The organism is Pseudoalteromonas rubra, from assembly GCF_005886805.2.
GTDB lineage: Bacteria > Pseudomonadota > Gammaproteobacteria > Enterobacterales > Alteromonadaceae > Pseudoalteromonas > Pseudoalteromonas rubra_D.
Window position 1 is genome coordinate 4,334,859 of record NZ_CP045429.1, and the last position, 26,507, is coordinate 4,361,365.

Annotated in this window: 20 protein-coding genes; 9 read left to right on the top strand and 11 right to left on the bottom strand. The window is 50.5% G+C overall.

The annotated features are described in order from the left end of the window. Positions 1–10 precede the first annotated feature (10 nt). Positions 11–4,132: a non-ribosomal peptide synthetase gene (locus tag CWC22_RS18545; protein ID WP_138537703.1), complete on the top strand. Its 4,122-nt coding sequence runs from the start codon at positions 11–13 to the stop codon at positions 4,130–4,132. Then, positions 4,129–5,412: an MFS transporter gene (locus tag CWC22_RS18550; RefSeq protein WP_125564342.1), complete on the top strand. Its 1,284-nt coding sequence runs from the start codon at positions 4,129–4,131 to the stop codon at positions 5,410–5,412. The genes CWC22_RS18545 and CWC22_RS18550 overlap by 4 nt, the downstream gene beginning before the upstream one ends. Here CWC22_RS18550 and CWC22_RS18555 read toward each other — a convergent pair. Next, positions 5,402–6,067, bottom strand: a complete 666-nt coding sequence (locus CWC22_RS18555; protein ID WP_125564340.1) for a fumarylacetoacetate hydrolase family protein — start codon at positions 6,065–6,067, stop codon at positions 5,402–5,404. The genes CWC22_RS18550 and CWC22_RS18555 overlap by 11 nt on opposite strands. Before the next feature lie 252 nt (positions 6,068–6,319). Here CWC22_RS18555 and CWC22_RS18560 point away from each other — a divergent pair, with 252 nt between their 5' ends. Then, positions 6,320–6,997, top strand: coding sequence for a nitroreductase family protein (locus tag CWC22_RS18560; RefSeq protein ID WP_010386962.1), 678 nt, complete (start codon positions 6,320–6,322; stop codon positions 6,995–6,997). Here the strand turns inward: CWC22_RS18560 and CWC22_RS18565 are convergent. The 3 genes from CWC22_RS18565 to CWC22_RS18575 are packed head-to-tail and all read right to left on the bottom strand — an operon-like array spanning position 6,960 to position 11,684. Continuing rightward, complete coding sequence (locus CWC22_RS18565) at positions 6,960–8,060, bottom strand: efflux RND transporter periplasmic adaptor subunit (RefSeq protein ID WP_138537704.1); 1,101 nt, start codon at positions 8,058–8,060, stop codon at positions 6,960–6,962. The two genes, CWC22_RS18560 and CWC22_RS18565, sit on opposite strands and share 38 nt — an antisense overlap. Next, the gene (locus CWC22_RS18570) at positions 8,053–11,379 is read right to left on the bottom strand and encodes an efflux RND transporter permease subunit (RefSeq protein ID WP_138537705.1); all 3,327 of its coding nucleotides are present in this window, start codon (positions 11,377–11,379) and stop codon (positions 8,053–8,055) included. Before CWC22_RS18570 ends, CWC22_RS18565 begins: the two co-directional genes overlap by 8 nt. Then, a complete protein-coding gene (locus tag CWC22_RS18575; protein WP_010386968.1) occupies positions 11,376–11,684 on the bottom strand; it encodes an ArsR/SmtB family transcription factor in 309 nt (102 codons plus the stop codon). Before CWC22_RS18575 ends, CWC22_RS18570 begins: the two co-directional genes overlap by 4 nt. Positions 11,685–11,798: 114 nt before the next feature. On the opposite strand from CWC22_RS18575, the gene CWC22_RS18580 reads away from it, so the two are divergent. Together CWC22_RS18580 and CWC22_RS18585 are read left to right on the top strand one after the other, a co-directional pair. After that, entirely contained in the window at positions 11,799–11,987 is a 189-nt protein-coding gene (locus CWC22_RS18580) for a YgaP family membrane protein (protein ID WP_010386970.1), read from the top strand. Between the two features lie 3 nt (positions 11,988–11,990). Beyond that, positions 11,991–12,338, top strand: a complete 348-nt coding sequence (locus CWC22_RS18585; protein ID WP_125564334.1) for a rhodanese-like domain-containing protein — start codon at positions 11,991–11,993, stop codon at positions 12,336–12,338. Here the strand turns inward: CWC22_RS18585 and CWC22_RS18590 are convergent. After that, complete coding sequence (locus tag CWC22_RS18590; protein ID WP_138537706.1) at positions 12,323–12,826, bottom strand: DUF6653 family protein; 504 nt, start codon at positions 12,824–12,826, stop codon at positions 12,323–12,325. The two genes, CWC22_RS18585 and CWC22_RS18590, sit on opposite strands and share 16 nt — an antisense overlap. 197 nt (positions 12,827–13,023) lie before the next feature. Here CWC22_RS18590 and CWC22_RS18595 point away from each other — a divergent pair, with 197 nt between their 5' ends. Then, complete coding sequence (locus CWC22_RS18595) at positions 13,024–15,609, top strand: serine hydrolase (RefSeq protein ID WP_138537707.1); 2,586 nt, start codon at positions 13,024–13,026, stop codon at positions 15,607–15,609. On the opposite strand, the gene CWC22_RS18600 is transcribed toward CWC22_RS18595, so the two are convergent. The 5 genes from CWC22_RS18600 to speA form a co-directional block, all read right to left on the bottom strand. Next, entirely contained in the window at positions 15,606–16,424 is an 819-nt protein-coding gene (locus tag CWC22_RS18600; protein WP_125564328.1) for a substrate-binding periplasmic protein, read from the bottom strand. The genes CWC22_RS18595 and CWC22_RS18600 overlap by 4 nt on opposite strands. Before the next feature lie 109 nt (positions 16,425–16,533). Beyond that, on the bottom strand, positions 16,534–17,739 hold the full coding sequence (locus tag CWC22_RS18605; protein WP_138537708.1) for a mechanosensitive ion channel family protein: 1,206 nt from the start codon (positions 17,737–17,739) through the stop codon (positions 16,534–16,536). After that, on the bottom strand, positions 17,736–18,653 hold the full coding sequence (locus tag CWC22_RS18610) for an acetyltransferase (RefSeq protein ID WP_138537709.1): 918 nt from the start codon (positions 18,651–18,653) through the stop codon (positions 17,736–17,738). The genes CWC22_RS18605 and CWC22_RS18610 overlap by 4 nt, the downstream gene beginning before the upstream one ends. A gap of 24 nt (positions 18,654–18,677) precedes the next feature. Then, positions 18,678–19,601 carry an acyltransferase gene (locus CWC22_RS18615; protein WP_138537710.1) on the bottom strand — a complete coding sequence of 308 codons (924 nt, stop codon included), beginning with the start codon at positions 19,599–19,601 and terminating at the stop codon, positions 18,678–18,680. A gap of 154 nt (positions 19,602–19,755) precedes the next feature. After that, positions 19,756–21,636: a biosynthetic arginine decarboxylase gene (gene speA / locus CWC22_RS18620; RefSeq protein WP_138537711.1), complete on the bottom strand. Its 1,881-nt coding sequence runs from the start codon at positions 21,634–21,636 to the stop codon at positions 19,756–19,758. 238 nt (positions 21,637–21,874) lie between these two features. Here speA and speE point away from each other — a divergent pair, with 238 nt between their 5' ends. Next, entirely contained in the window at positions 21,875–22,741 is an 867-nt protein-coding gene (speE, locus tag CWC22_RS18625; protein WP_010386985.1) for a polyamine aminopropyltransferase, read from the top strand. A gap of 76 nt (positions 22,742–22,817) precedes the next feature. Here the strand turns inward: speE and hemE are convergent, their stop codons facing one another. After that, positions 22,818–23,885 carry a uroporphyrinogen decarboxylase gene (gene hemE, locus CWC22_RS18630; protein ID WP_010386986.1) on the bottom strand — a complete coding sequence of 356 codons (1,068 nt, stop codon included), beginning with the start codon at positions 23,883–23,885 and terminating at the stop codon, positions 22,818–22,820. A 642-nt stretch (positions 23,886–24,527) separates the two neighbouring features. On the opposite strand from hemE, the gene CWC22_RS18635 reads away from it, so the two are divergent. After that, positions 24,528–25,001 (top strand): Rsd/AlgQ family anti-sigma factor, encoded by a 474-nt coding sequence (locus CWC22_RS18635; protein ID WP_010386987.1) that lies wholly within the window; start codon positions 24,528–24,530, stop codon positions 24,999–25,001. A 142-nt stretch (positions 25,002–25,143) separates the two neighbouring features. After that, positions 25,144–26,472: an IS4 family transposase gene (locus CWC22_RS18640; RefSeq protein WP_195879835.1), complete on the top strand. Its 1,329-nt coding sequence runs from the start codon at positions 25,144–25,146 to the stop codon at positions 26,470–26,472. Positions 26,473–26,507: the final 35 nt, after the last annotated feature.

Consider the following 26,507-nt stretch of genomic DNA (forward strand, 5'->3'; position numbering starts at 1 on the left):
GAGGTTCTCCATGCACCAGTTAATGTACACCCTGAAAAGCCAACAGATCAGTGTCTGGCAAGACCAAGGTAAGCTAAAACTTGCCAGCCAGAGTGATGTAAGCCAGTCGGACATAGTGGCGACAATCCGCGCTCATAAAACCCAGCTGCTGGACTATTTGCAACGCCATAACATCAACAGCAGGCTGTGCTTTGAGCAAACACAGATCTTTGCAGCCGAAAGCAATGCTGCGCCGCTGACGCTGGGACAGACACAAATGATGTTTTCTCAGCAAGTCAGCGAGCAGACCCATACCTATCATATTCCCTGCTTATTGAAGCTTTCCAAAGACTGCGATAGAGACGCAATGGAACAAGCGTTGCAGCGTCTGTGTCAACGACACAGTGCACTCAGTGTCTGCTTTGTCTCCAGTGCACAGGGTCAGATACAGCAACAGTGTTGTGATACCCCTTTTGTACTGACACAGCTAGACTGCGATGAGGCCACACTGGATGAAACCTGCCAGCAGCTATTTACCCGACCCTTTGCATTAAGTGAGGAACGCCCGTTTCGTGGCACCTGGTTGAGTACAGAGTCACACAATTATCTTTATCTGCTATGGCACCATATTGCCTTTGATGGCTGGTCTTTGGGTGTGTTCTTAACTGAACTGCAGGCCAGTTATCAGGGTACGGCACTTGCCCCCGCATTACAGTTTAATGATTACGCTCACTGGCAGGCACAACGTCTGAGTGCACAGCGTATTGCAACACTGAAAGACTACTGGCTAACGCAACTTGATGCCCATTCTGCCTTACATTTGCCCTGCGCCTACACCAGACCTAAAGTGTTTGACCACACTGGGGCAAATGCCACGCTGACCCTGCCTGATGGCAGCAGCGAACAACTTCAGGCCCTGGCAAAACGTCACAAGATCAGCACCAATACGCTGGGTCTGGCAGCCTGGTTCCATACCCTGAGCTTATACAGCGGCCAGCAGGATCTGACTATCGGGTTACCCAGCGACAACCGCCCTAATCAGGCTTGTCAGCAGATCCTGGGTTACTTTGTAAACTCTTTGCCAATCCGCCTTCAAACTGAGCTGAGCCACACGCTGGGCGACTGGCTGGCGTTGGTACAACGTCAGGTTAATGAAGCAAAGGCGCATCAGGATTTACCTTTTGAGGAAATCAAATCAGCACTGGATGTGACCATGGACACCAGTCGCCACCCGGTGTTTCAGACCATGTTTACTTCCAGTCAGTTTCAGCACGCCACTGAACATGCGTTGTGGCAGCAGCATATGACCGACACAAATGCAAATGTAACCGCTAAGTTTGACCTGACTATGCATTTGGAACTGGCCCCAGATCAAGCTCAGGTCAACCTCAACTATGCCAGCGCACTATATAGTAAAGAGCATGCCCAGCGTATCGCTGCACTCTATACCCAGATCTTAACCGCCTATGCACAGAGTATGGAGACAGAACGCGATACGCTATTTAGCTTACCGCTACTTAGCCAGTCAGATTTAGACGTACAACACCTGCTCAGTGGTCATTCTGACGCCTTCCCGCCTCTCCTGACTATCACGGAACGATTTGCGCACATCGCTGCCAAATACCCGCAACACATCGCCCTGCAAAGCGCCGAACGACACTGGACCTATCAGCAGCTAGATCAGGAAACCAATCGTCTGGCAGCCCAAATCCAGGCATTTGCCCCGGGCGTTCAGGTAGTTGCACTACATTTGCCCGGAAATGCTCCGTTAGTCATCGCCATGCTGGCGACCCTTAAGGCTGGTGCAGCTTACACCACTTTGCCGTATAAAGACCCGCTGCCACGACGGGCCTATCAGCTTGAAGACAGTCAGGCAGAGCTGCTACTGACGCAAAACAGTTTAATTGAAGAAGCCGGGATCCTGGCTGACTCTGCGCAATTGCCACTGCTTAATGTCGATGACATCCTGGGTAATACATCTTTGAGTACTGAGCCCGTGCAATGTGAAACGACCCCACACAGCCCGGCCAATATCATCTATACCTCAGGGACAACCGGCAAACCAAAAGGCGCCTTACTGACGCATTATGGCTGCACGTCTTTCACGGCTGATTGTCAGTACATCAAAATCACGTCTCAATCACGCATGATGCAGCTGGCCAATCCCGCTTTTGATGCCACGACCATTGAGACCTGGATGTGTTTACTCAATGGTGCAACCCTCTATTGCGGTTACAGCGACTTACTCAGTCAGATCACTGAGTTCAAAAAGATGTTGTGTGAGGAGCAGATCTCAACCTTGTTCCTGACCCGGGCATTATTCGACACCCTGTTCCAGCAAGACCCCACACTGTTTGCTTCTTTGGAGCATCTGCTTTCGGGCGGGGAAGCACTGACCCCGGAGCTGGTTAATCAGCTGGTCAATTCACAGTACGCACCTAAACACTTTTATAACCTCTATGGCCCGACGGAATGCTCCAGTTGTACAACCAGTCATGAGATCACTGGTCAGGATACCCGTATCCCCATAGGCAAACCCATCCAGGGCCGGGCCGTTGCTGTCATTGGTCAATATGGCCAGCTGCTGCCGCTGGGCTGTCCCGGCGAATTGTACATTGGCGGCGCAGGCCTCGCGCTGGGGTATTTGAATCGCGATACACTCAGTGCTGAAAAATTCGTCACGCTCAAAGTGTTTGGTCAACCTCAGTCTTATTACCGAAGCGGAGATCTGGTTTACTGGCAACCAGATGGCACACTGGCTTATCTTGGCCGCAATGATGAGCAGGTCAAGATCCGCGGTCACCGCGTTGAACTAGGAGAAATCGAACAACATCTCAATGCCCTCCCCGAAGTCAGCAATTGTGCCTTAGTGGTACGCAAACACCAAGGCCACAGCCAGCTTGATGGCTATGTGGTGCTGGCAGAGGCAGGTGACATCAACACGCAGCTTGATACACTACGCGATACACTCAATCAGCGGCTGCCCGACTATATGCAGCCACATACCTTAAGCGCCATCGAGCAGCTGCCATTGACCACCAGCGGGAAACTCGACAAGCGTCGATTACCTGAGCCGCAACGGGTGTCGGATACCGTGGTAGAACCTGAGAGCGCAACAGAGAGAAAGCTCTTGGCACTGTGGCAATCCCTGCTGGGCATCGACAGCATGTGTGTCACGCAACCTGTGATGCATTATGGCGCTGACTCTATTCGACTGTTGCACTTTTGCAGTGCAGCAAGCAAAGAAGGTTGGCAGCTGACGCCTAAGCTCTTGATAGAGCACAACACCATTCGCACCCAGGCGGCACTGCTGGAGCAGCAAAATCGAGATCTGTTCAACTGCATGACTGATGATGAGGCGCTACAGGCCGTGTTAACGTTGCCACATTTCGAACCCGGGCTAATCCGCCCCGCAGAAATAGCAGATGCGGCCATTGTGCATCTGTTCCCCGCAGCGGCCAGTGCAGATAGCTTTAATCCCCTGGTTGAAAAATTAAGCACGCAGTTTGAGGTACATGCGCTGGAGAACGTGAAAATATTCACCGGTCGCCACCTCAACCAACTGAGCCTGGTGCGTTATTATGCCGAACGCATTGTTGCGCATCAAAGCGAGGGACCCTACTACCTGGGTGGTTTCTGCGAAGGCGCGGCCCTAAGCCTTGAAGTTGCCAGACATCTGGAGTCTATGGGTCATGAGGTAGCACACAGCTTCCTGATTGACCCCATCCTGCCGCAACTGAGCGCAACCCAACTGGCCGACGCAGAGCAACGCGTACAGGACAGTGACCCAAGCCTGGAAACCTGGCCAATCGGTCGTGCTTTTGTGGACTTTGTACGTCACTTCCGGACTGCCCACCCTTACGCCTACCCGGTGAGCTTTTTTACCGCCGATCGGGTCAACGATGAAGCAATGCCAACAGAGGCGTTAGGCCTGTTCGAACCGGTGTTTGATGTCGCGACGGTATATAAAGCCACTTTTGCGTTACCCGACAATGGCTTTGCAACCTTGCTGCCCCAGGCCGAGTACATTGACTTGCACAGCGCCCATGATGAAATAATGACCGATGAAGAAGATCTGAATTGCATTGCCACACGCTTCAATCAAGTGTTGTCTTCAGCACAATCTCACCTGGTCCAGGAGCGACGCGCATGACCAAACAACAATTGTGTAAGCGTTACGGTATTCATCTCGGTCTGACCATGTTTGCTGCCATGTTGCTGCTGCCGATCCTGACCCCTTACCTGCTCGCGCAGGGCTTTGTGGTCAGCCAGATAGCCATTGCCATGGTCGTCATGAGTGCCGTGATCATCATCTGTGAAGTACCCAGTGGGGCGCTGGCCGATCATTTTGGCCGTCGCCGACTATTTTGCTGTTCATTGATATTTGCTTTACTGACCAACCTGTTACTGTTGGTCGCCACGGATTTTGTGACTTTACTGATTGCTGTCAGTTGCTGGGGGCTTAACCAGGCCACCCTGAGTGGGACACTCAACGCCTGGTTTGTGGAGCGCTTTCATGAAGCAGAAGGCGAACAAACCCTGAATCAGGGGTTCGCCGCGACCTATGGCCTGGCGTATGGGATTGGTGCCTCCTCCGCGGTGCTCTCCGCTTTGTTTCTGGCGTTTGGCGATCACCTTGCGCTGTCGACCTTGCAGATGTATCAGCTGATCTTTGTGGTGTCGAGCATCGGCTTTATCTTGCTGCTGCCGCTGACCTTTCACTGGGTCAAAGAGGTCAAATCTCCGGCTCAGCAGCGCTTTAAACAGGCACTGAGCCAACATGTTGGCACCACTCTCAGCACAGTGCGTCAACCAGCACTGGCTAAACTGCTCATTGCGCTGGTAATCGTGATCCCGGTCAGCGCCAGTATTGAAAAATTCTGGCCAATCTTTGTTCACCAGCTGGAGCAAGTCGATATGGATTCAGTGGCCTGGTTATTTCCAGCCGTCATGGCTGCAACCTTTGCTCTGAACGGTGTCGCCGCGGTACTCAGTGCTAAGCTGTGTACACTGCTCAATCAAAAGCTGGGGCAGGCAATGGCTGTTGCCCACTTACTTAAGCTGGTGGCTTTGGTTGCCATGGCACTGGCACCTGATCTCAGTTGGTTTGTGGCAGCGTTACTGCTGTTCTTCCTGTGCTTTGGCCTGACCCAGCCGGCACAATTACAGCTGCAGCATCAACTGTGCGACGACAGTGTGCGAGCTACTATAGAATCACTGGGCTCACTAACGACCCGCATGGGTGGCATGCTGGGTGCCGCACTGACAGGCGCTTTACTGAATCTGGTTTCGCTGCCGGTGAGCTGGTTACTGCTTGGCGCCTTGTCGCTACTGGGCATCGTGCTGCTGTTCAGCCCATCGCTCAACCAGCAAGACCCGCCTGCAGTAACAGAGCCAGAGGCTGAACCCGCTTCCGCGGACCTTAACGCCTGACAGTAACCGTCGCGCTATACAGAGGGGCATCCTGGAGCTGTAACGCCAGGGTGTCGCCTTCGTTTAATGCCCCCACCCCCTGTGGGGTGCCAGTCATAACGATATCACCCGGGTTCAGGGTAAAATATCGGCTGATCTCAGTCAGCAAGCTCGTCAGTGAAAAAATCATCAAGCTGCTGTCTCCGTGCTGCTTAAGCGCGTCATTTTGCCAAAACCGATAGTGCAGCACACTGTTTTCATCCAGGCCATTTACGGCTCTGAATGGGGTGACACTGCAACTGTTATCAAACGCCTTGGCACACTCCCAAGGGTGCCCCTGTTGTTTTAATTTGCTCTGTAACTCCCTGAGTGTCAGGTCCAGCCCGGTCGCAATCCCACAGATATGTTGCAACGGCTCACGGGTGTGATTATCTATGGTCTCTCCCACCAGCAGTACGAGCTCAGCTTCATAATGGTGCTCACCCAGCGTGGTATTGAGTACCAGTGGCGACTGAAAATGGCAAAATGCCGAGGCTGGTTTGATAAAAAGCAGGGGGTTATCGGGTATTGGGTTGTTTAGCTCTTTGGCATGTGCCACGTAATTGCGACCCACACATACCGCTTTACCAACCTCCAGAGCGACTGCGTCACCTGATTCCCATAAGTGCTGATACATAATGACCTCCGTTCAGAAATGGGTCACTATTATAACGGATCCTGACCGAGCGACAGAGTCCTGACGGTTGATGTTCAATATAACCAATAAGAATAACAGTCGCCTTTTTACTCTAGCCATTAAAGGTAAAGTAAAATTGCCGTCAGCTCACAGTTAGCTTTACATTGCTCAGCCCCCTGAATTGCCTGCTGGTTGCAAGGGATAGACAGTCAGGATATAACAAAATATAAACAAAAAAGACAAAGGTAAATCATGAAACAACATGCGAACGTGCCTCTCAACGATTTTATTGAGTACCCACAGGAAGAAATGCTCAGCCGCGCCACGGCATTTCTGGATGAAGCAAAACGCCGCCACACTATCCGCAGCTTTAGCGACCGTCCGGTGCCCAAAGAGATCATCGAAGCCTGCATCAAAACGGCTGGCTCAGCGCCCAGTGGCGCTAACCATCAGCCCTGGCATTTTGTGGCCATTCACAGTCAGGACGTAAAGCAACAGATCCGTGCAGCGGCAGAGCAGCAAGAACAGGCTTTCTATGAAGGCCGTGCTGGCGAAGAATGGCTTGATGCTTTAAAACCGTTAGGCACCGATGCAGATAAGCCTTATCTGGAGCATGCTCCCTGGTTAATCGCCATCTTTAGCCAGAAAAAAGGGGGTATCCACACCGAAGATAAAAATACCAACTACTATGTCCATGAATCCGTTGGGATTGCGACTGGCTTTTTGATCCAGGCGCTGCACCATGCCGGACTGGCGACCCTGACCCATACACCAAAGCCCATGAGCTTCCTGACCGAGATCTGTCAGCGAGATAAAGAAAACGAGCGACCCTATATGTTACTGATCGCCGGTTATCCAGCAGAAGACGCAACCGTTCCGGAGCACGCCCTGGTTAAAAAGCCGCTTGAGGAGATTGCGACTTTTCTGTAGTCGTTGTTAACGCTGTCGGTGATCCCGTCACCAGGTGTTCACCGGCACGCAAACCACTGATGACTTCAACCTGCTCACCATACTCTCTGCCGAGACGAATAAAGCGACTCTGCACCTGCCCGTTATGTAACACAGCGACTTTACTGAGCTGACCATAATGCTGTACCAATGATGTTGGGATCAATATCGCCTTACGTCCGTTTCCAGGTAGTTTCAATACAGCATACATGCCCGGTATCACCCCTTGCATCCACTGCATATCCAGCTTTACGGTAAAACTGCGCGCATCGCGATCTGCGACTGGCACCAGCTCGCTGATGGTGGCATATTGCGTGGCTTCCGCGGCCGGGATACTGATCTGATAACGCTCCCCCACCGCCAGCTCCGGCAACAACCGCTCCCGTACAGACACCTCAACCTGCAACTGTGCCGGATTGTAAATAGAGACTAGCGGCGTGCCCGGGTTAAGCATGGCACCAGGCTCTTGCAGACGCGCTACCAGTGTCCCTGAGATAGGTGCCCTGACCTGAGTATAGCCTAAGGCCACCTCTGCCCCAGCCTGCTGTTGAACCAGGGCGGCTTTTCTGGCTGACAGCTCATTGACCTGAGTCTGCCATTCATCGACCTGGTTATGCGCTACCAAACCTTTTTGCTGCAAGGTCAGAGCACGCTCAAGCTGTTTTTGTGCCTGGCTTAGCTGTGCCAGATTAGCCTGTTGCTCCGCTTTAACTGCACGTAATTGTGCTCGCAGATCGGCATCATCCAGTGTGGCAATCAACTGACCTGCCTGGATCGTATCACCAGAACGCACCGTCAGACTTTTGAGCTGTGCCAGCACACGGCTGGCGACAACCGTATTGTGTTTGGCAATCACACTCCCGGGGATCTGCTCTACGTCATAAACCAGTTGCTGCTCCACCTCATACAACTGAGGGAGTGGCCTGTTATCCAGGGTCTTATCTCCGGGTGTCACAGTGTCGTTAAATAATCCAGCCATCCAGGCAACCGCCAACAGCAATAAGGCGATCGCCAGCAACGGACGTACCCATCGAATATCAGACATGCGCAGTCTCCAAATCATCAGAAATCGGGGCTGGTGTATTGTCTTCGTCGGGCGTTTTGAACACCAGATAATAGACAACCGGCACAACCAGTAAAGAAAACAGAGTTGAGGCAACAATGCCAAACATGATTGCCAGCGCCAGGCCACTGAATACAGGATCCAAAATGATCACCAGATTGCCCAGCAAAGTGGTCCCCGCAGTCAGTAATACGGGCCGCATACGCACACTGCCGGCACGGATCAAAGCAGCCTCCAGTGGCATGCCTGCCTGTCGGGCCTGGGTAATAAACTCCACCAGGATCAGTGAGTTTCTCACCACAATACCGGCCAGTGCAATCATGCCGATCATCGCGGTGGCGGTAAACAGGACAGGATCGGGTGACCCAGCTATGGTGCGTTCACCCAACTGATTAAGCCCCCAAAAGCCGGGCATAATCCCTATCATGGTTAAAGGAATGGCAGACATGATGATCAGTGCCACCGCACTGGAAGCGGTCTGCCAACGTAAAATCAAGAAAATAGCTGCCAGCGCAAAAGCAAAGGCAATACCCATATCCCGAAACACTCGGATGGTGATGCGCCACTCTCCTTCACCGCTGAAACGATACTGTGTGCCCTCAGGTAGCTGCCACGATAAACCGCTACCACTGCTGAGAAAAGTGCGTTGCTGCCAGGGTGTCATGTGTGTTTCGTTCTGCACAGGAACACCCGCTTGTTGCTCATCAGCTACCACATCAGCTATTACCTCAGCAGGTGTGCGGCCATTTAATTCCGCAAAAACATAAATGACTGGCGCCAAATCCTTTCGGTAAATCGCAGGCTCTGCCACCAAAGTCTGCATATCTCCGACTTCAGATAAGGCCACCATAGGTCGGGCTGCCCGGCTAAGACCAAAATTATCTTGCGCCTGAGTCACGTCGCTGCTGCCACGGATCTGAGTTGCGAGTAAGTCCGACCAATGCTGACGGTCCGAATAAGCCAGCTGTAACGTGATCGGCACCGGCTGAGCCTCACGAGGCTGATATAACAATCCGGCCTGCATGCCACCACTGACCAACGCCAGAGTATGGTTTATTTCTATGCTGCTCACTCCGGAGAGCGCCGCTTTTTGTTTATCAGTCACAAATCGCTGTAATGTAACCGGGGCGGACAAAGAGGTATCAACTTCCGCCACATGAGGCTCCTGGCGCAAGCGTGCCGCCAGCCTCAGCGCTGCATCGCGGTGCGTATCCGTGGCAATAAAGGGATCAGCATAAACCTCGGCAGTTAGTGTGCTCATAACAGGGGGACCCGGCGGCACTTCCACCACTTTGATCACCGTGCCATCACGATTAAACTCCGCCAACGCTTTGCGCAGCCGCAACACCACAGCATGAGACTGGTGTGCGCGCTCACGCTTGTCTAGTAACACCACCCGTAGCTCCGCCATGTTGTCACTGTGACGACGATAATATCCCCGCACCATACCGTTGAAATCCATACTGGAAGGCTGGCCCACATAGGCGGCAATCGCACTCACCTCATTCATTTGCCAAACGCGTTGCTGCACTGCGCGCGTGATACGCGCGGTGGCTTCCAATGTGCTGCCCTCCGGTAAATCAATCAGCACCTGAACTTCATTTTTATTGTCATAAGGTAACAGCTTGAGTGGGACAGCCCGAAACACAGGTAAACTGGCACTCAACACAAACAGCACTAACATCACCCACAACACCCCTTTAGCCTTGCGTGGCGAGCGCAGCAAAGGCGTGAGTAATGCCGCATACCAGCCATTATCCACGCTCACTACTGATGATGGTTTGGCGCTCAGCAGGCGGCTCGCCAGCCAGGGCGTAATAAACAAAGCCACCCCGGTTGACACCATCACACTCACGGGCACATTAAAGGCCATAGGGGCCATGTAAGGACCCATCATCCCGGTGATGTAAGCAAGCGGTAGAAACGCCATCATAATGGTCAATGTCGACATCAGTAACGCGGTGCGGATCTCCATCATCGCGCTCACAACCTGCTGATGACGCGGTTTACCGGGCACCAGCATTCGGCTGATGTTGTCGATGCCCGTGATAGGATCGTCCACCAACAGACCCAGCGAGAGGATCAGGGCAAACAGGGTCACCCGGTTAATGGTGTAACCAAACGCCCAGTCCAGCGCCAGCGTCACCCCGTAACACACGGGGATCGCCAGCCCGACCACAATCGCCGGTCGCCAGCCAAGAAAGACACCGACAAAGATCACCACAGTCAGCACCGCAAAGAGCAGGCTAGCCATCAAATCATTGACCTTTTCATCGGCTGTCTGGCCGTAGTCACGCAATACCTTAATCTCGACTTCCGGTGGCAATAGCTGAGTTTGCAACTGGCCCATCAGCGCGTGAACCTGCTCAGCAACGGATACCGCATTGCTGCCTTTTTGCTTAGCTACACTGAGGGTCACCAGTGGCAGATCCTGGCTGCTATCACTGATCGCCAGCCACTGGTACTGTTCGGGCTCACCCGGCCCATCTTCAATGCGCGCGACATCTTTGAGTTTCACGGCGCGCCCGTTGACCACAGTGATCACTAACGCGCGCAACGCCGCGGCAGTGCGCAACACGTCGCCAGACTCAAGTACAATCTGCTTGCTGCCCGCGATGCGCTTGCCAACCTGTTGCAACTGATTGCTGTTTTGAATCGCGGTTAACACGTCCAGCGGCGTGCTCTGGTGTGCCGCTAATGCCGTGGCATCCAGCCAGACATTCAGCTGGCGCTGTCGTCCAGCCACCACCTTGACCTCGCTGGTGTCGGGTAACCGCTGCAGCTGCGTTGAGATCTCCTGAGCAAATCGGGTTAAGTCATAATCGTTGTATTGTTGAGGTGCGGTACTATATAAGCCCAGCATAACAATCGGCACATCGTCGACTTCGATGGGCCGGATCTGCCAGTCGCTGACCACAGCGGCCATCTGGTGCTCATTGGCATACAGTTTCGTGTAGGTATTTAGGATGGCCTGCTCACGACTCTCTCCAACATGAAATCGCAGTGTAACCACGGCGGAGCCACTGTTGGTGATCGAATAAACATGTTCTACACCAGGAATTTGCAGCAGCAGCTTCTCAAGCGGCGTGGTGACAAGACGCACTACTTCGGGTGCGGCGGTATTGGGCACCGTGACATGAATATCTAACATCGGCACCACTATCTGAGGCTCTTCCTCCCGCGGCATGAACTGTAAAGCCAGTACACCCAGCACCATAGCAAAGAAGAAAAACAGCGCAGGCAAGCGACCAGTCAGACTCTGGCGTATCGCTCGCTCAGTAAAGCCCACAGTGCCATTCATGGTGTATCCTTGTCGGCACAGAAGAGCTGATAAAGCTGCTGCAAGATCACCAGCACCTTGTCATCCGCAATGCGGTAATACACAGTAGCACCAGCGCGTCGTGAAGCAACGACCCCAGTTTTCCGCATTGCAGCCAGGTGCTGAGACAGTGCAGATTGAGCCAGTGGAACCCGCTCATTCAACTCACCGACACTGAGTTCTGTACTTTGCAAACTGCATAAGATCATCAACCGATTCCGATTCGCGAGCATCTTAAGTAATGCTTCAGCCTGTGCGGCGCTGTCGGCCATTGCGTGTAAATCCATACTTTTCCCCACCTCAATGATGTGGCGAGTATAGAACATAACATTAGAAATTTCTAATATTAGATCTTGCTAATGTTAAATCTTGCCATATACTTGAAGTTGGGAGGTACACTTATGAGACTGGAAGCCGCTATCAGATTGATCGCCGGCAGTATGTTAATACTGTCATTGTTACTTACCTGGTTTATGGATCCGCGCTGGGTGTGGTTGAGTGTGTTTATCGCATTAAACCTGATCCAATCCGCCTTTACAGGCTGGTGTCCAATGATGACCTTACTCAAAAAACTTGGAATGGAGAATTAACGGATGCTGACATCCCCACAGGACATTTTAAAAACCGTCAGGCCCAATCAGCGCTGTATCAGCGCGCAACAGGCCAAAGCAGAAATGGCCACCAATCAGGGCTTATTGATTGACGTGCGAGAGCCTCAGGAGCATCAGGAAAAAGCTGCCCCGGGGGCAATGAATATTCCCCGTGGCGTGCTGGAGTTTCAGTTACCCTCTGTCGAGAAAGATCCAGGTCGACCTCTGTACTTGCACTGTGCCGCTGGCGGCCGGGCGGTGTTTGCGGCAGAGCAACTCACCCGCATTGGCTACCAGAATGTCAGCGTGATCACCTGTAAAGTCGATGAGGTGTGTCAGGTCTTTGCCTGACGCGCCGCTATTTCGGCATCTGTGCGGGCCACACTCTGATACAGCCAGACCATCCGATCAAGAAACCAGGTCTTGCTCAGGATCACCCCCAGTGCGCCGACGCAGGTACTGATGGCCTCCTGAAACCACAGGCCAATACCACATACCAGGGTACTCAGTGTTAGCAGCGCCATGATGATTTTAATCACCTGATAATGCACCAGTGGCACTCGCTCCAACTGATAAATTAAGATCTGCTCACCCAATACGGCTTGTGACGCCCAATTATGGGTGTCTCTGGGTTTACTGAAACACCTTGGATTCAACCACACCCAAAGTAACAGTCCTACCAGCAGCGGCCAAAAAGCCACTCCCAGCCAGTCGCGCCACCACAGACACGCAATCAACAAAGGCAAACAAGAATAACGACTCCAGACACTCCAGGGGTTGGCATGGCGCGCCCACACTTCTTCGCTCATGGCGAAATACTTCGCAGCAGTTCGTTGCATCACTTCAACCTCATACGATCAGTTTAGTTCTCCTCCAGTGTAGCCAGAGTCGGCGTTACCCTCTGTTTAAAAATGTCAATGGCCGGGTACATTTTCTGACCCTTTGGCGCAACTCGCTTACAGCGCCGGCACCCCTCAGCCCCTACACTGGCCACACTACAACAACACATTTGGGTTATTCAGTTAAGGACACAGTCATGTTCAAAGGCTTTTCTCTGCTCACCTCAGGATTGATTGTCAGCGCCGTGCTCAGTGGCTGCGGCGACAGCAAGGATCATCGCGGGGCATTACAAAAGCACCCGGGGGTCTGGCAGAAAACCGCCTATGGTGAAATACTCGATATCCGCGCAGATCGCATGCAACGTTATGAATTTAACACTCATGCCTGTATCAAAGTGGCACAACGTACCCTGCCACTGAGCTCTGCTCCTGAGGTAACCCAGGCTAAGCTCAGGAACACGGGACAGCTGCAACTGACTTATGCGGGCGAAGTCTATCCGCATATCTATGATCCACAGGCGTCACTCCCCGATGCCTGTCAGTCGCCCTTATCCGTTGATACACAAGCCAGCCCTACGGAGGTGTTTGAATACTTCTGGCATGCGTTTAACGATTATTACGCCTTTTTTGCGCTGCGCGACATGGACTGGCAGGCGCAATACAACCATTACCGCCCACGAATCCATGATGCGATGTCTGACGATGATTTATTTGAGGCGTTAACAGAAATGATTGCCCCCCTTGCCGATGGTCATGTGTCAGTTGCCAGAACCCCTGGCCGCCCCTATTTTGTGATGAAAGATGCGCCTATTTTGCGCGCAGCGCGGGGCACAGCCAGTTACTACCTACGCTATAACATGCAACTGACCGATGAACAGGTCTTTTCAGAGCTGGTTCTGGACTCACTGCAAGTTACTCAGCAATATCTGGAGCCTGGCAGTATGGGCAGCTTTCCGGCTGAGCAAGAGGAAAAAACCCTGCTATGGGGTAAGACCAAAAACAACATTGGTGTACTGGTGATCAATAACCTCGCGCACTTCAGTAGCGACGCAGAGGCGGATGAAACTGAGCATCTCGACGCAGCTAATGTGCTGATTGATGGCATTATGGCAGAGCTGGCCGGTACTGAGGGAGTGATCCTGGACATTCGCAACAACACTGGCGGCGATGATGCCATAGCTCTGGCTATTGCCTCTCGCTTTAATACCAGCAAACGCCTGGCATTTAATAAACAGGCTCTGAACCAGGCAGGCCAGGGCGTATTGCTCAGCCAGTCTTTGCAAACTCACCCCGATGCGTATACCAAGCCCATTTATTTGCTCACCAGCCAACTGACCATCAACGCTGGCGAAATTCTGGCTATGGCCATGATGCATCTGCCACACGTAACCTTGCTCGGAGAAGAAACATCTGGCGCCTTGTCGGATAAACGCTTTTTCACCTTACCCAATGGCTGGCAAATATCGCTCTCAAATGAAGTCTACCGGGATGCACAGGGTAATTTATATGAACAACGCGGTATCCAGCCTGATATCGCAGTACCTGCATTTTCCATGCATGCACTCGAAAGCGGTCGGTTTGAAAGTTATGATCATGCACTGACTTTACTGGGTAAAGACCACAAACCTCAACTCACCATTAGAGAATTTGAACGTCAGCTCAGGGCGCTTCAGCAACAGGGGAATATTCCCGCCGTGGCCGTTAATATTATTCACGACGGCCAGTCGGTCTATCAGCAGGGGTTTGGCAATGTGGATGAACAGGGCACGGAGGTTAACGTACATAGCCGCTTCTATCTGGGTTCGGTGAGTAAAACACTGCTGGGGGCGACCCTGGCCCAGGCCGTTGAACAACAACAGGTTGATCTCGATGCGCCTGTGGAGCATTACCTGAATTTCTCTATCGACTTTGGCGTACCACTAGCTCAGCCCATTACGTTACGGCAGTTGATCACCCACACCAGCGGCATCATGGACGTCGAGGCAGTCTATCGCTGTAATTACTTTGTGCATGCCGACGGTAGCAGTTTGTACAATCGCTTCAGCCAGCAGTCTGTGTGTGAAGAACCTGCAAACACCAACCTCGACCGTTTCTTCGCCGCTTACCTGACACAATCCGGCAGCCACTATCACACTGACAATTTTGTCAGTCGCTTTGGTCTGCGCAATAATGAAGCCGCCGTATACTCCAATATCGGTGCTGCACTGGCAGCTTATGTCACAGAGCAGGCAAGTGGACAAACCCTGTCGGAGTTAACCCAGGAATATGTCTTCACCCCACTGGCGATGCAGCGTAGTGAATGGGGCATTGCACAACCAACAACATCTGTGGTGCACCGCTACATTCACCACCCAGACACGCAACAGCTGCTCCCTTTGCCTGATTATGGCAACATCACCTACAGTGAAGGCAGTGCGATTTCTACCGCACACGATCTGGGCAATTTTCTAATTGCCACCATGCAACAGGGCAAACTCAATGGAGAACAGCGCATCCCAGCACGTGCCATAGCAGCCATGTTGAGCCCACAAACCAATGTCCCGAGTATCTCGGTAGAGCGAGGTTTCTTCTGGGGGCTCGATGGCGACAAAATCTACCACAGCGGGGAAGATCCGGGTGTACTCACCCAGATATATGGAGATATGCGCCATCAGCGCGGTTTTGTGCTGCTGACCAATGCAGATTCAGGGAACGACACCAGTGCTCAGGCTTATGACGACATCGCGCAGCTGGTGCTGGCATTCAGTTACAGCTTCATGAAGGAGCCGCATACCGCACGTTAAAAGGTATTTTTTGGTGTACTCCCCGTCTCTTCTGATAACAGCTGAGGCGGGATAGCTGGCAATTGATAAGGCGCAACCAACTTGTCCAGGATTTTGTTTTTTGCCATTCGCTGCATATGTTCAGTGAACTCGCGCCCCACATGGCTTTGTGCAAATGCACGACTCATCGCCATGTGCCCATAAATCACCTGAGTATGACGATAGTCCATTTTTCTTAGCTGGTGCGCGGGCTGAGCAAGCACATTCATGGCCAGATCAGCCGTATCCTCTACTGCAATCACGAGATCAACCCGACCTTTTAGCACCAAATCTACAGCAGTACGTTCAGAAGGTACTTCAACCTTATCGAGACGACTGTCCTGATCAAAACGAGGGAAAAACGCTGCACCGCGCATTACTGCAATCCGCTTACCAATGAGATCTTCATAGCGACGTACTTCAATCTGACTATGTTGATGACTGTAAAAAACAAAGGAAGAAGATAAAGCCATATAAGGAGGCGTCACAAATGCCATTTGACGTTCACGATCTGGCGTTCTGATCAGTCCACCCATCACATCGACTTCCCCCTGTGCCAGCATTCGAATACAACGAGAAAAAGGACAAGGAACGGCTTTGACAGCGATGTCTTCATCACTGTGGTGTTTAATGTAATTAAGAATATCGAGAATTAACCCTCGTGCGTTACCCTTATCATCCAGGGCACTGTAAGGGGGAGCGTGGTCGATCGCTACCAGAATTTGTTCATGGTCTGCCAAGGCCTGTTTTGTTGAACACAAGCTCATCACCAGCATGATTGCTACAAAATACTTCATTGCACTACCTACCTCTTGGGCAATTCAGCAACCTAACTCGTCTCCATGTCACAAATATGTCATAAAAAGATAAAGTCTGAATCGTTAAGATAACACAAGGATTTGCAGCTTACTCTGGTTTTTTGTGATTTATTTCGTTTTGATGACTTGAAATAACCTGGTACGGTCGCAGCCCAAAATATGGCATCACCGTCAAGACGTGGTCCAGCACATCAGCCTGTAAATGCTCATACTGCACCCAGCGTTTGTCCCTGCTGAAACAATATAATTCTACCGGCAGACCATATTGTGTCGGTGCCAGCTCTCGTACCATACAAAGACAATCCGAATTTACCTGAGGATGTGCCTTCAGGTAGGTTTCGGCATAACGACGAAACACAGAGACATTGCTCCACCGCTGCGCAGTAGTATCTTGTATCAGCGCAGCAACCTCAGGTAACGCCTGACCAAGCGCAGTCAGCTCATCCTGACTTAGTAAGCGAATAGAATCAAAATCAAGGTAGATTGCGCGCTTGATCCGTCGCCCACTGGACTCTTGCATGGCGCGCCAGTTTTTAAACGAGTCCGAGATAATTTTATAGGTTGGAATAGTTGTGACCGTGTTATCCCAGTTACGTACGCGCACTGTATTCAGGCCAACCTCAATGACCTCACCGTCCGCACCAAATGCATCCACCTGGATCCAGTCACCCGTTGCCAGCAAGCGGTTGGCTGCAATTTGAATACTGGCCACCAGCCCAAGAATGGTGTCCTTAAACACCAACAGCGTGACCGCAGCGATGGCACCAAATCCAGACAAAATATAGGTTGGCGATTTATCGATGGCCAGGCTGATCACCAAAATGGCACAAACAATAAAAATCAGTAATTTACTAACCTGCACTAAGCTCTGAATCGGCACACTTTTAGCGAATGGCTGTTGCTCATAAATCGCGTTCACAATGTTGACCAGGCTACTTAGCAAAAAACCAATACTGATGATTAGGAGCCCCTGAGACACCACACTCAATACATTGAATAAACCTTGTGGCGCCAGAAACAAGGCTTCTTTGAACGCGATAAACAATAGCGTACACACCACCATTGAAAAGCGACCGCTGAATTTACTTAGCTGAGGTGCCAAAAAGCCGATTTTTGAGTTGGAGTAGGCACCCAGAAACTGCTGTACTCGTGGCAAGAGCCATTGGCGGATCAACCAAAATACCAGCAGCAATATCACCAGCGCCAGTAAGTTGGTACTCCATATCAACAGCCCACTGTGCGACGTTGCACCAAGCCAGGGCGTGAGTGCTTCACTAAGGTGTGTCACCTTCATAGCTGTTTCACCTCTTCGCCACACACAACCCCTCGGGCTTGCTGCTCCCAGTACGCTATCAGCTGTGCATCTTTGTTGAGCCACAACTGGTTGAGATAAGCCTGAAAAGCAATCCGGTATTGTTTGTCTGTCTGATAGTTCCCTTGAGGTACGGTTGTCATAGACAACAACTGGATCCGCACCTCAATACGTTGCAACTTACCGCACATAAAGCTCCGGCAAATATGCTGATCCGGGCTTTGATAAATCACGGTGGCATCGAGCAGGCCGTCCAGTTGCTGTGCCAATACCTCCAAGGCAAACGCAACGCCACCGGCTTTGGGCTTAAGCAAATAATGAAAAGCCTCTCCCTGACGTAGATGCTTTTGCGCAGTAAAGCGCGTACCTTCCACAAAGTTGATGACCGTTGTCGGGTGCTGTCGAAAATGGCGACAACTGTGTCGGGTTCGCTCAACATCCATGCCTTTAAGCTTGGGGTTTTTGGCAATTTTCGCCTTGCTTGCCCGTTTCATAAAAGGCATGCCCAGTGCCCATGCACCGGTGCCAATCAGAGGCACGTATTTGAGCTCGTCTTTAAGAAAAAATTTCGGAGCAGGTAACCGGTCGAGCGCACTTAGCACCACAATATCCAACCAGCTGATATGGTTCGCAACCAGTAAATACCAGGCCTGATTGCTCATGTGATCGGGTATACTCAGGGTGATATCAGGACAGCCCAGCTGGAGCCCGAAACGGTTGCCCCGACACCAGCCTTTATAAGCCCAATGTAGGATGTCTGAAACACCACGTAGTGGCAAAACACACTTCACCAACCCCAGCGCAAACACGATGATACCCCACAATAGCGTATTCGCCAGTAGTATCATCGTTGCAGTTCCCCCGGCTAACCAGGCTGGTAAAAACTTTCTCAACATGCCACCTCCTTCACCCGCTTTTTATCAGGACTGCTGCGACTTTTCGTGATGTTCGGCGGACACCTGATGACTGCCATGGCGCGCAACTAAGTCGACTAACTCTTGGTCTTTTTGCCCCCACAGCCGATTCAATTCGCTTTGGAAGCGTACCCGGAACTCGCTGTCATTGCTGTAGTCGCCAATCAGATCTGCACTCACTGGCATCAGCTCAACCTGTACATTGACCTCGCCAACGCGACCCGCGACAAAGTCCATAAAACTGGGGATCCCCTGCGGATAATGAATGGTAACATTCACCACCTGATTGATCTGCTCTCCCATTGCCTGCATCACAAACGCAATCCCGCCGGCTTTCGGTTTTAGCAAATGCTGGAATGGACTGCGCTGCTGCGCGTGTTTTTGTTCGGTAAAACGCGTCCCTTCCACAAAGTTCACAATACTTACGGGCATGGTTTTAAATTTCTCACACGCCTTTCGGGTCGTTTCAACGTCTTTGCCTCGCAGCTTAGGGTTTTTCTTCAACTGACTTTTACTGGTGCGCTTCATAAACGGGAAATCCAGGGCCCACCAGGCCAACCCAAGTACGGGTACATACAGTAATTCTTTTTTCAGAAAAAAGTTCAGAAAAGGGATCTTACGATGTAATACCCGCTGCAAGATCAATATATCAACCCAGCTCTGGTGATTGGCAATCACCAAGTACCAGTCTTTGGCTTTCATCGTCTCTGGCATTAACACATTAAGACGATACGGTGAAATAACAGACTGGTTAAGATTATTACCGGCAACCCATAAACTGGCGCACCCTTTGGCGATGCGACTGGCCACTTTTTGCAGTGGCGCAATAGGTAACAGTTTGATCACGCCCATCAGAAAAATGGGGATAAACCAAACCAGTGTATTAATGGCGTATAACAATAACCCCAGCACCTGGCGGATTAGCGACATGCAATGTTCCTTTACTACGACTGATGATGGTCCGTATGACAGTGCACTCAGACCATATGATTAGAATAACGAATTGGCCTTATTACATCATACCGAGGCCTTGGCTGCCAAGCATCGCTAGGCAGCCCGCGCTGACTTGCGGATCGATTAAAGCTCAATCTTCAAAATAGGTATAGCCGCTAAGTCCGGCGTGTAACTGGGCCAGATAATCGGCTTTCGTTGCTTCATCAACCTCAAGAGCGGAGATTTGCGTGGTAAAGTTTTCCGCCAGCGCCGCTTTGTCATAATGAACAAACCTCAGCACGTCCTCAACGCTGTCACCTTTAATGGCATTGCTCAACTCATACCCTGTCTGAGTGAGTTCAACATGAACCGAATCCGTATCGCCAAACAGGTTATGTAAATCGCCAAGAATTTCCTGATAGGCGCCCACCATGAACATCGCAATATGATATTGCTCACCCGGCTGATAAGGCGGAATAGGCAAGCTGGACTCAATCCCTGCACCTTCTACATATTCTCGGATCTGCCCATCTGAATCACACGTGATATCCTGGATCACCGCACGCTGAGTCAACGGCTGGTCCAGTGCCGCAATAGGCATCACCGGAAACAGTTGCTGGATCCCCCAAACATCTGGCAGAGACTGGAATAGCGAGAAATTCACAAACAACTTATCGGCCAGCTTTTCATTGAGCTCATCCAACACCTCACGGTGCGAACGCGAATGCACATTCAGGCACTCTCGGACTCGTTGCAGGGTGGTAAAATAAAGTTGCTCAATTTGCGCCCACTGCTGCATGTCTATCAGACCATGGACATATTGATCATGACCATCACCAAACAGATGCATCGCATCATGATAGGTTTCTATTGCGAGCCTGGGTGTCAGTCGTTGCAGTGACAACCATAACTCCTGCTGGATATGGTGTGCAGAGGACGTTGGGGCGCTCGGCGTGGTCTGAAAAGGCGCTTGCTCTACATCAATCACGTCGGTGATCAGTACAGCATGGTGTGCCGTCAGTGCCCGGCCAGATTCAGTAATAATATCGGGGTGACGCAGACCATGCTGCTCAGCTACTTCGGCAAAAGCCCCTACCACATTACGCGCGTATTCAGCCACTGTGTAGTTCATTGAGCACGCACTGCGAGAGCCTGAACCTTCGTAATCTACCCCCAGGCCACCACCTACATCTACTGTTTTTAGTGGTACACCCAACTGTGACAGCTCTGCATAATGACGGGCGCATTCACGCAGTGCGCGTTGAATATCACGGATGTTGGCGATCTGCGAGCCAATATGAAAATGCACCAGCTGCATCAGATGCAGTTTGCCCTGAGTGGTTAGCTTGTCTACCACACTCAGTACTTGGCTGGCAGTCAGACCAAATTTGCCTTTTTCACCGCCGGTGTTTTGCCATTTCCCTTTGCCAATGGAGTTCAGACGGATACGAATACCTATGGTGGGCTCAATGCCCAACACCGCGATCTCCTTCAGCAAAGTGTCCAGCTCAGACAGCTTCTCAATGACGATGTGCACTTTATGCCCCATGGCCTGGCCTATCATCGCCAGACGCAGAAACTCACTGTCTTTATAGCCATTACACACTATGGTGATGGGATCTTTCGCGATCCCTAAAATCGCCATAAGCTCGGGCTTAGAACCCGCTTCCAGGCCAACCAGGCCACTCGGGTGTGCCAGTAATTTGCTCACCACAGAGCGCTGTTGATTCACTTTGATGGGGTAAACACAGGTATACTGCCCCTGATAGGATTTTGCAGCTGTCGCATGTGAAAAAGCCTGTGTCATGGTTTCAACGCGACTATTTAGAATATCGGTAAAACGCACCAGCACCGGCAAGGTCAGGCCTTGCTCTTTAAAGCGCTCGGTTAATTCAACCAGAGAAATGGCCGGCTTTGCGCGATCACCATCGGGATAGGCGACTAACTCCCCCTGATCATTGATGTCAAAATACCCTTCACTCCAGTGCGTAACATTATAAGTGGCTCGTGCGGTTTGCAAACCCCAGGTCATGGCAATCTCAATTAACTAGCTTTACAGATCGCATATTTTAATACTTAAGGCCAAGATGTGACAATCTTTTGCCACCCCATCTGCAAAACCAGGCATGATTTATCTGTCGTGCAGGCAACCTGAGCCGACCTGCGGTATTTTGTCCCTAACCGAGTCGGTGTTTATACGCTAAAATAGATTGAGCTGGGGCGAAAGCGCTGGCAAAATCTCTGAAAATTACATCTGCATGAAGGCAACAATGTCAAATTTAGAAGCAAACCGCTGGTTTACTGAGATCAGCGACCGTGATGGTAGCGCGTTTTCTTTACGCGTCACTCGTAAACTGGACGAGATCCAGTCGCCATTTCAGAATGTTGAAATGTATGAGACCACAGATTTTGGCAATCTGATGATCATTGACGGCTGTACTATGGTCAGCACCCGGGAGAACTTTTTCTATCATGAAATGATGAGCCACCCGGCTTTGTTTTCTCACCCAGCCCCTAAAAATGTTGTGATCATCGGTGGTGGTGATTGTGGCACACTGCGCGAAGTACTTAAGCATCCGGATGTAGAAACCGTGACCCAAATCGACATTGACGAAGTCGTTACGCAAATGTCGCTAAAATATTTTCCAGAGCTCTGTGCCTCGAATGACGACCCGCGTGCAACCGTCATGTTTGACGATGGCATCAAGTATATGCACGATGCGGCACCAGAATCAGTCGATGTGGTCATTGTGGATGGCACCGATCCAGTGGGCCCAGGCGAAGGCCTGTTCAACCATGCATTTTATACCAGCTGCCTCAAAGCATTGCGCCCGGGCGGTATTTTAGTGCAGCAAAGTGAGTCTCCTCTGATGCACATGAACCTGCTCAAAGCCATGCGTCAGGCAATGCTGGACGTGGGGTTTGTGGACTTGCAAACGCTGCCTTTCCCACAGCCTATCTACCCGAGCGGCTTGTGGTCGGCGACACTGGCACGTAAAGGGGAATCGTTTAACGGCTTCCGTGAGCAAGATGCCGAGCAGGCCAGCTTTGAAACTGAGTATTACAATACCGGCGTACACAAAGGAGCACTGGCAACCCCAGGTTTTATGCGTCGCGCTTTTGAAAGTCAGGACTAATCGGTCATCACGGTATCCTTTCCATAAAAAAACCCGGCAACAGCCGGGTTTTTTATTAATTACATCAAGCTATCAGTTAATCCTGATGGTACTGACGGCTAAACTCATGCACTGCATTAATAAACACGCCGGCATTTTCCGGGTCAACATCTGGAGTAATACCATGCCCCAGGTTGAACACATGCCCCGACCCCTGACCATAGCCAGACAGAATGTGCTGTACTTCTTCGCGAATACGCTCTGGCGTACCATGCAACATAGACGGATCCATATTGCCCTGCAAAGCGACTTTATCACCAACACGACGTCTGGCATCCGCAATATCAATCGTCCAGTCCAGACCAACCGCGTCACAACCCGTTGCCGCAATGGCTTCAATCCACTGGCCGCCATTTTTAGTAAAGAGTGTAACTGGCACTTTACGGCCGTCATTTTCACGGATCAGACCGTCAACGATTTTGTGCATATATTGCAACGAGAATTCTTTGTAATCACGCGGGCTCAGTACCCCACCCCATGAGTCGAAGATCATCAGCGACTGAGCACCGGCTTTCACCTGTGCATTCAGATAGTCAATGACAGAATCCGCAACTTTATCCAGTAACAGGTGCAATGTCTTAGGCTCAGCAAATGCCATCTTCTTGATCTTACCGAAGGTCTTGCTGCTGCCGCCTTCAATCATGTAAGTCGCCAATGTCCAGGGTGAACCTGAGAATCCGATCAGTGGCACCTCGCCTTTCAATTCACGGCGAATGGTGCTCACAGCATTCATCACATAACCCAGCTCATCGGTCGGATCCAGCTTAGGCAGCTTTTGTACATCACTCAGCGAGCTGATTGGACGCTCAAACTTAGGTCCTTCACCGGTTTCAAAATACAAGCCCAGACCCATTGCATCCGGGATCGTCAGGATATCGCTGAATAAGATCGCCGCATCAAGCGGGTAACGACGCAACGGCTGAAGGGTGACTTCACACGCCAACTCTGCGTTTTTACACAGGCTCATAAAATCTCCGGCCTGCGCACGGGTCGCGCGATACTCAGGAAGATAGCGGCCTGCCTGACGCATCATCCAAACGGGCGTAACATCTACGGGTTGTTTCATCAACGCGCGCAGGTAACGATCATTTTTCAACTCGCTCATAGCGTAATTTCATTCCAATGCTGTAAAAATTGCTCAGATTGTATCATTAACTTCAATACGTCACTATTGAAACAGCACGCAAATTCCCACCAGTATGATCTGGATTAATCCTCTCCCCCTGATCCGGTCACTTTTTATTCGAACTGCATAAAATTAAAACCCTTTTACTTCAACACATTACAAACCAGATTAAAAACACCCGATTAAACTGTTTGCAACAAGGGTAAAAGCTTGCTATAAATTTGCTGCGCTAAGAAGAATAAAAACACCTTTAAAACCAATAAAAATAAAGCTCTATTGCTAAACTGCATTGATAGCCGCTCAGGAATACCCCCTGACGCGGCTTTTTTGTTTAACTAATTTTCAACATTTTAAGCCGCCTCACTCTTCAGTTTATACAATCCGCTCGTAAACAAGAGTTATTCCCGCACCTACATCAGAGACACACCCTGTTATTTGCTCACTTGGCTAAAAAAGAGGTTGACCTTTTCATCAGATTTCCTTTTTATAGAAGACAGATAAACATAATCGGCATCACCGCTTTTAGGTGGTCACTATCAAGTTTTGACCCCACTTTGGGTCACACTGTGCCGATGTTTTTGGCAAGCCACGGGCAGATGATGACCCGCTAAGGAGATAACTATGCTGTCACGCTTAGAACAAGCCCAACAAAGGTGGGGAGGTAGCCATAGCGTTATCGACAACTGGTTAGCTGAACGACAGGAGCTTTTGCTGCTGTATTGTAAGGTTGCAGGCCTGTCTCCATTTGAACAGGATGACCGGGCACTGCCTGATCAGCTACAGATTCAGACTTTTTGTCAGATCCTGATGGATTACCTGTCCGCCGGACACTTTGAGATTTATGACAACCTGGTCGCAGCGTGTAAAGAGAAGGGCCCGCAAAGCCTGAAACTGGCGCAGTCATTGTACCCTCGTATCACTGACACGACCGACCTGGCACTGGATTTTAACGACAAATATGCAGAAATGCAGTCCGAAACACTGATGTCAGACTTTGACAAAGATCTGTCGGAGCTCGGTGAAGCCCTAGAATTACGCTTCGCACTCGAAGATGAGCTCATCGATAACCTCTATGCCAACCACAGCGAAGATTAATATCAGCTGTGCTTGACCTCGAAAATTGATATAAAAAAAGGACCTGACGGTTAATGCCGATCAGTTAAGAATTAAATAGATCAGTTGACCGATCTTTTAAAGGCTTCAAAATCCAATATCATTTCTGATATTGGATTTTTTTATGTCTTTAGAACAAGCCTTTTGCAGTGCGTTTGAGCAACTGCCCGAAAGTGTTACCTTTGAAAAACTTAATCACTTTCTGGATGCCGAAATACTGGAGCAAGCCTTTCAACGCGCTGGCGTTGCAACTATCAGAAAACGCAGGCTTCCACTCGAGGCTGTGATGTGGACTGTGATTGGTATGAGCTTCTTTCGTCAACAGTCGGTTTGGGATTTAGCTTCCCACATGGAAATTGCTCTGCCTGGAGATAGCAAATTAATCGCCCCAAGCGCCCTTGTTCAGGGAAGGCGAAGACTCGGTAAAGACAGTGTCAAAAATGCCTTTGAAATGATGGCTGCGCATTATTATCAGCAAGCAAACTTTGAAACTTGGTGCGGGTTAAACCTCCTGGCCGTCGACGGTGTTACTTGGCGAGCTCAAGACACGCCTGAAAATCGTGAATGTTTTGGCTCCCCCAGCAATCAGCATGGCGAAACCGCTTTTCCACAAATTCGAATGGTGTGTCATATGGAGCTGACCAGCCATCAACTTATCAGCAGTGCTTTCAGCGGATATAAAACCAATGAAATGAAGCTGGCAGACAAATTAGTTGCCACCACGCCAGACCACAGCCTCACGATGTTCGATAAAGGGTTCTACTCATTAAACCTACTCCACCAATGGCAAACACATGGCACCGAGAGGCACTGGTTAATACCGGTGAAGAAAGGGCTTCAGTTTGAAGTGATTAAATCTAATGGTCGTTTAGATAAATTGGTGCGCTTAAAAACAACTCCACAATCTCATAAGCAATCGCCTGATTTACCTGCGTATGTAGAAGCCCGACTTGTGACGAAAAAAATTAAAAACAAGGAATATCAAATACTCACATCGATGATAGATGTGCAGAGGTTTCCTGGCGAAGAAATAGTTGAGCTTTACAGCCACCGCTGGGAAATAGAATTGGGTTATAGAGAAATCAAGCAGACACTTTTAAACAATGAATATACGCTAAGAAGCAAAAAATCAGATATGGTTGAGCAAGAGCTGTGGGGCTTACTCCTGGGGTACAACTTGCTGCGTCAGGTGATGACTCAAGCGGCATCTCGTAAAGGAATATGGGCCAACCAATTAAGCTTTAGTAATTGCGCCAACGCGATATTAAGTTACTTAGGGCGACTCCCCCTCGCCAGCCCGGGAAACATCCCAAAACACTATGAGATGTTAATACAAACATTGGGTCACTTTGAGCTGCCGACACGACGAGAAGATCGGGTCTATCCTCGAGCCATAAAACCAAAGCCAAGTAAGTACCCAGCTAGAAAAAACAATGCCAGTCAGCTTAACTGACTGGCATTAACCTGACGGTCCTTTTTTTTATATCT

Excerpts from the sequence above, each read along its gene's own strand:
- CWC22_RS18575 (WP_010386968.1), bottom strand. The coding sequence starts at position 11,684 with ATGGATTTACACGCAATGGCCGACAGCGCCGCACAGGCTGAAGCATTA.
- CWC22_RS18635 (WP_010386987.1), top strand. The coding sequence starts at position 24,528 with ATGCTGTCACGCTTAGAACAAGCCCAACAAAGGTGGGGAGGTAGCCAT.
- CWC22_RS18550 (WP_125564342.1), top strand. The coding sequence starts at position 4,129 with ATGACCAAACAACAATTGTGTAAGCGTTACGGTATTCATCTCGGTCTG.
- CWC22_RS18640 (WP_195879835.1), top strand. The coding sequence starts at position 25,144 with ATGTCTTTAGAACAAGCCTTTTGCAGTGCGTTTGAGCAACTGCCCGAA.
- CWC22_RS18545 (WP_138537703.1), top strand. The coding sequence starts at position 11 with ATGCACCAGTTAATGTACACCCTGAAAAGCCAACAGATCAGTGTCTGG.
- CWC22_RS18555 (WP_125564340.1), bottom strand. The coding sequence starts at position 6,067 with ATGTATCAGCACTTATGGGAATCAGGTGACGCAGTCGCTCTGGAGGTT.
- hemE (WP_010386986.1), bottom strand. The coding sequence starts at position 23,885 with ATGAGCGAGTTGAAAAATGATCGTTACCTGCGCGCGTTGATGAAACAA.
- CWC22_RS18610 (WP_138537709.1), bottom strand. The coding sequence starts at position 18,653 with ATGTTGAGAAAGTTTTTACCAGCCTGGTTAGCCGGGGGAACTGCAACG.
- speE (WP_010386985.1), top strand. The coding sequence starts at position 21,875 with ATGTCAAATTTAGAAGCAAACCGCTGGTTTACTGAGATCAGCGACCGT.
- CWC22_RS18600 (WP_125564328.1), bottom strand. The coding sequence starts at position 16,424 with ATGAAGTATTTTGTAGCAATCATGCTGGTGATGAGCTTGTGTTCAACA.
- CWC22_RS18605 (WP_138537708.1), bottom strand. The coding sequence starts at position 17,739 with ATGAAGGTGACACACCTTAGTGAAGCACTCACGCCCTGGCTTGGTGCA.
- CWC22_RS18565 (WP_138537704.1), bottom strand. The coding sequence starts at position 8,060 with ATGTCTGATATTCGATGGGTACGTCCGTTGCTGGCGATCGCCTTATTG.
- CWC22_RS18615 (WP_138537710.1), bottom strand. The coding sequence starts at position 19,601 with ATGTCGCTAATCCGCCAGGTGCTGGGGTTATTGTTATACGCCATTAAT.
- CWC22_RS18595 (WP_138537707.1), top strand. The coding sequence starts at position 13,024 with ATGTTCAAAGGCTTTTCTCTGCTCACCTCAGGATTGATTGTCAGCGCC.
- speA (WP_138537711.1), bottom strand. The coding sequence starts at position 21,636 with ATGACCTGGGGTTTGCAAACCGCACGAGCCACTTATAATGTTACGCAC.
- CWC22_RS18560 (WP_010386962.1), top strand. The coding sequence starts at position 6,320 with ATGAAACAACATGCGAACGTGCCTCTCAACGATTTTATTGAGTACCCA.
- CWC22_RS18570 (WP_138537705.1), bottom strand. The coding sequence starts at position 11,379 with ATGAATGGCACTGTGGGCTTTACTGAGCGAGCGATACGCCAGAGTCTG.
- CWC22_RS18585 (WP_125564334.1), top strand. The coding sequence starts at position 11,991 with ATGCTGACATCCCCACAGGACATTTTAAAAACCGTCAGGCCCAATCAG.
- CWC22_RS18580 (WP_010386970.1), top strand. The coding sequence starts at position 11,799 with ATGAGACTGGAAGCCGCTATCAGATTGATCGCCGGCAGTATGTTAATA.
- CWC22_RS18590 (WP_138537706.1), bottom strand. The coding sequence starts at position 12,826 with ATGCAACGAACTGCTGCGAAGTATTTCGCCATGAGCGAAGAAGTGTGG.